The organism is Streptomyces sp., from assembly GCF_036566765.1.
Classification (GTDB): Bacteria; Actinomycetota; Actinomycetes; order Streptomycetales; family Streptomycetaceae; genus Streptomyces.
Map to the genome: position 1 here is coordinate 1 of NZ_DATCVQ010000520.1, position 3625 is coordinate 3625.

At 69.1% G+C, this 3625-nt stretch carries 6 protein-coding genes; 3 read left to right on the forward strand and 3 right to left on the reverse strand.

What is annotated here, in order from left to right; all coding sequences use genetic code 11:
• Window positions 1–247 (forward strand): galactose oxidase early set domain-containing protein (locus VIU94_RS30295; protein ID WP_331916178.1); only part of this gene is annotated, 247 nt, incomplete at its 5' end.
• Between the two features lie 393 nt (window positions 248–640).
• On the opposite strand, the gene VIU94_RS30300 is transcribed toward VIU94_RS30295, so the two are convergent.
• Entirely contained in the window at window positions 641–1000 is a 360-nt protein-coding gene (locus VIU94_RS30300; protein WP_331916180.1) for a hypothetical protein, read from the reverse strand.
• A 130-nt stretch (window positions 1001–1130) separates the two neighbouring features.
• On the opposite strand from VIU94_RS30300, the gene VIU94_RS30305 reads away from it, so the two are divergent.
• Entirely contained in the window at window positions 1131–1430 is a 300-nt protein-coding gene (locus tag VIU94_RS30305; RefSeq protein WP_331916182.1) for a hypothetical protein, read from the forward strand.
• Between the two features lie 174 nt (window positions 1431–1604).
• Here VIU94_RS30305 and VIU94_RS30310 read toward each other — a convergent pair whose 3' ends face one another.
• The gene (locus VIU94_RS30310; RefSeq protein ID WP_331916184.1) at window positions 1605–1853 is read right to left on the reverse strand and encodes a hypothetical protein; all 249 of its coding nucleotides are present in this window, start codon (window positions 1851–1853) and stop codon (window positions 1605–1607) included.
• 404 nt (window positions 1854–2257) lie between these two features.
• The gene (locus VIU94_RS30315; RefSeq protein WP_414721037.1) at window positions 2258–2959 is read right to left on the reverse strand and encodes an IS5 family transposase; all 702 of its coding nucleotides are present in this window, start codon (window positions 2957–2959) and stop codon (window positions 2258–2260) included.
• 470 nt (window positions 2960–3429) lie between these two features.
• Between VIU94_RS30315 and VIU94_RS30320 the strand changes: the two genes are divergently transcribed.
• Window positions 3430–3625, forward strand: a 196-nt coding sequence (locus VIU94_RS30320; protein WP_331916188.1) for an IS110 family transposase, incomplete at its 3' end; no start/stop codon positions are given.

A 3625-nucleotide genomic window follows, 5' to 3' on the forward strand; every position in this document is an offset into this window, starting at 1 on the left:
CGACGCCCGGTCCAGGGTGGCGCTCATCCGGTTCGGTTCGACCACTCACGGCAACAACATGGACCAGCGCTACGTATGGCTGCGCACCGGAACGCAGGATCCCGACGGGTACGAGCAGTGGACCATCCACTTCCGCACCCCAGAAACGCCGGCGGTGGCACCACCCGGCAACTACATGCTCGTCGTGGTCGACAGCAGCGGCATCCCGTCCAAATCCCGCTTCGTCCACCTGGCGTTGGACACGTAGGAGGCAGAAACCCCCCGGCGCCGAGCCCCGGGCCGCCGACCGACCATCGGCCCGGGGCGGGCAGCTCCCGTACCTCCGGATCCGCAAGGGCGAAGACGTGCGCGCCGCCTCCATCGGGCAGCTGTCGCTGCACGCGGCCGCGATCCCCACGACCGCGACCAGCAGCAGCACACGCAGCCCGGGGCGTCGGCGACGTTCCCTGCGTCCGGGGCGGGCGGATCCATGACCACGACGACGTCCTTCCACACACGCGGCACCGCCCGCTCGGGCGGCGACGAGCCGATCGGTCGGCCGTGCGCGTCCAGGAAGCGATGGAGCCCGAAGCGAAACCGCGAGAACCTCGCGGGGTTCCAACGCAGAACAGCCCGAGGAAGCCCGGACGTGGAAAGTCCCTCACAGCTCACAGCAGGCCCGTCCACCAGGCAAAACGGCCTGTGAGCCACACAGGCTCACAGATTCTCTGTGCTTGCCACGGGCGAACTGACTACGGACCGCATAATCGGTGACGGCCCGGGCTGGGCTGTCACAGGACGGTGCCGTGCAGGGCGCGCCGGTCGCGGTGAGGGCGTACCGGCGGGCTGCAAGGCCGTGGTCCAGCAGTTCGCCGTTCTCGTCGCACAGCGGCGCCAGGATGTCGGCGGCCTGGGTGTCGGACAGGTGCGCGGGGGCGACTTCCAGTATCAGCTCACCGACCGCGTGGGCGGCGGCGAGGTCGTCGGCGGTCCGTCGCAGCGCGGCGTGCCCGGGATCCACCGGCGGATCGGTGGCCGGTGGGGGGCGGGGCGGGGCGAACGTCGCGGACGGCCCGGCGGACCATCGCGCGCACCGCGGGCTCGTCGAAGGTCTTCAGACCGGTCTGAGCGAGTGCGGCTCCCAGGAGCTCATGCCCAGGGGGGATCCAGACACGGGCGGCGTGCGCGACGCGGACACAGGCGGCAAGGACTGCGACCGAGCGGCGGACGTCGTCCATCGCCTCCCGCAGCCCGTCCGTGATCGCACGGGCCTGCGCGGCGTCCAACAGCAGCCGCGCAGGTCCGACGACGTCGCCCTGGTCCTCGTCGTGCTTGCCCGTACCTCCATCGTGCTCCGCGCCGACGGACCGGACCAGGGCGCACAGAAGCAGAACCGTCAGCCGGCAGGCTGCCGTGGTAAGCGCGGTGGCCTGCAGCGCGGACCGTGGTAAGTCCAGCGTCCGGCTTGCTTGCCATGGCTGGTCAACACGCCATAGCGCGGAGCCTCAGGAGCGTGGGAACCCTGCGGGAACGCAAACGCGCCCGGTCGTGACACGGACGCGGATACGGCGGGATCCATGCCGCGAGCTGTCACGCACGCGGTTCGCGCGATTGCCAGCCAGGAGCTAGCTCTCCCCCGGTGACTCCGCCGCGGGCCGCAGGTGGCGGCGGTCGGCCGGCCGCGGGGTGTTGTGTGCGGCGCGGGTGCCGTCGAGGACGCCGCGCTCGCGCAGTTCACGCAGGTCAGGAAGTCGTACGGAGGGCAGCGCGGTGTCGAGGTCGGCCTCAGAGGCGCGGCTGCGGCGGGGGTCCTCGGTGCTCGAGGCGGTGGTGTCGGAGCATCCGGGGCCCAGTGCGCGGCGATCGTGTGTCACGGCAGGTGATCGTAGGCCTTGGTCAGGGGCGCGCTGTCGGGGCGCGGCAAGTCGCGGTGCTGTACGGCGATCTGAGCGTGTAAAAGACGTCACCCCGCCGAAAGCGGGACCCAGGGCAGGGTGAAAGCCCGTTCGAAGCGAGAGACACCAAAAGCGCCCAGCCGCAGCTGGACGCCATTGTTGGTGCGGAGGGGGTGCACCACACCCTCTGTCGGCCAGGCCCCATGGGGCGAGGGGAGGGCGGTATCGCGAAGCTGCGGAACCGCCCCTCATCACCTGGTTGAAAGACGCTTCTGTTTGGTGAGTATGGCGTCAGCCCCCGCGCGTGTCTCCCGAGAGGTCGACGTGAGGAACGAGGGGAGAGCCAGGCCTGCCGCCGGTGCGGTTAGGCCGTTTCCTTCGGATCACCTTGCAGACCAGATGAAGATGGCTGCGAGGTGGAGTCCGGCGAGGTAGATGGTGGCGGTCTTGTCGTAGCGAGTGGCCAAGCCGCGCCATTGCTTGAGTTTGTTGATGCAGCGCTCGACGGTGTTGCGTTGCTTGTAGGCCTCGCGGTCGAAGGCTGGCGGACGGCCTCCCAGCCTGCCGAGCCGTTTGCGGTTGGCGGCCTGGTCGGCAGGCTGCGAGATCACCGCCCGAATCCCGCGCCGACCGAGATGGGTGCGGATCGCGCGAGATGAATACGCCTTGTCCGCCAGGACCATGTCCGGTGTGGTTCTGCGACGGCCGACCGGCCGGGGCACCCGTAGGCGGGCCATGACCTGGGGGAATACGGGCGCGTCACCGGCCTGGCCGGGTGTGAGGACGAAGGCGAGTGGGCGGCAGCGGCTGTCCGAGTCGAGGTCGCCCTCGGCGTCGGCCTGGGCGAGCAGGGCGGTGAAGACCTTCTCCCAGGTGCCGTCGGCGGCCCACTTCCGCAGCCGATTGTGAGCGCCCTTCCAAGAACCGAAGCGCTCGGGAAGGTCCATCCACGGCGTGCCGGTGCGGTACTTGAACGCGATCGCGTCGAGTACCTGCCGGTGATCACGCCACCGTCCACCCCGCTTCGGCGTCCGATCCGGCAGCAACGGCTCGATCCTCGCCCACTGGGCGTCAGTCAACGACACACCCGATCAACGATCAGATGATCTGAAAGCCACTGCTCAACTTCCCTCGTGCTGCTGGCGCTCTCGAAGTCGCCGCACATGCCTGGCGTACTGCCCAGCCCGCGACCTCTGGGCGCGATCGATTGAAAGCACCTGGGGATCTGCCGCGCGCTCATACAGCTCCACCTCGAAGGAGTCCGCGTCCACGTCGACAAGCCGGGCCAAGGCATCCCGATCCTGCTCAGCTGTCGGACGTGCTCGGACCTCGTCCCTCCACACCTGACCGCTCGCCTCGGCTTCCTCCATCTCGCCAATATATGTGCGACAGCAGCGCCCGAAGTCCATCCGAACCAAGATCCGGAAGAAGCGTCCTAGGGGCGGAAGCGTGCACTGTCTCCTTCGACGTAGATCATTGCGAATGATCGCTGAGTAGGGATCTGACAGCAAGGTCGTCCGTGGCAGGCACCCGCAGCGCTGTACGGAGGCACCGCATGGCCGCGATCTGGGCCGGCATCGACGCAGGAAAGACCCACCACCACTGCGTCGCAATCGACGAGAGCGGCCGCCGGCGGCTGTCTCGGCGCGTCGCCAACGACGAGCCCGACCTTCTCGAGATCCGGCAGTGGCGGGAGCCGTCGGCCCGGCATGCTCTTCGCGGACCGCGGCTACGACCACGACAAGTACCGC